A 401-nucleotide genomic window follows, 5' to 3' on the forward strand; every position below is an offset into this window, starting at 1 on the left:
CCTGACCCACGGCGACCGGGCGGCCTGGGAGGGTACGGCCGTACTGCACGAGCTCGTACGGGTGATGCTCGACGGGGGCGATCCGCTGGCCGCGCTCCCCGAGGCGCTCGCCGCGGTGCACCCCGACCACCGCGAGCGGTACGCGTTCGTCCTGGGCCCCGACTGGCATCCGGGGCTGGCCACCGAGTTCAACGGGGCGGTGTGGCCCTGTCTGGGCTCCGCGGTGTGGGCCCTGCGGACGACCACCGGCTTCGCCGGGGCCGTACGGGCCGCCGTGGACCTCGGCGGGGACACGGACACGGTGGCGGCGGTCACCGGCACCCTGGCCGGGGCCCGCTACGGCCAGGCGGCGATCCCGCCGGAGTGGACGGCTCCGCTGCACGTGCCGCTGCCCGGGTTCG

The 401-nt window shown here is 77.1% G+C and carries 1 protein-coding gene; it reads left to right on the plus strand.

Features of this window, described 5'->3' with window-relative positions; all coding sequences use genetic code 11:
- On the plus strand, positions 1–401 hold a 401-nt coding region (locus tag G3I78_RS50015), incomplete at both ends, for an ADP-ribosylglycohydrolase family protein (protein ID WP_203616609.1).

It is taken from the genome of Streptomyces sp. SID13726, from assembly GCF_010548375.1.
In the GTDB taxonomy this organism is placed as follows: Bacteria; Actinomycetota; Actinomycetes; order Streptomycetales; family Streptomycetaceae; genus Streptomyces.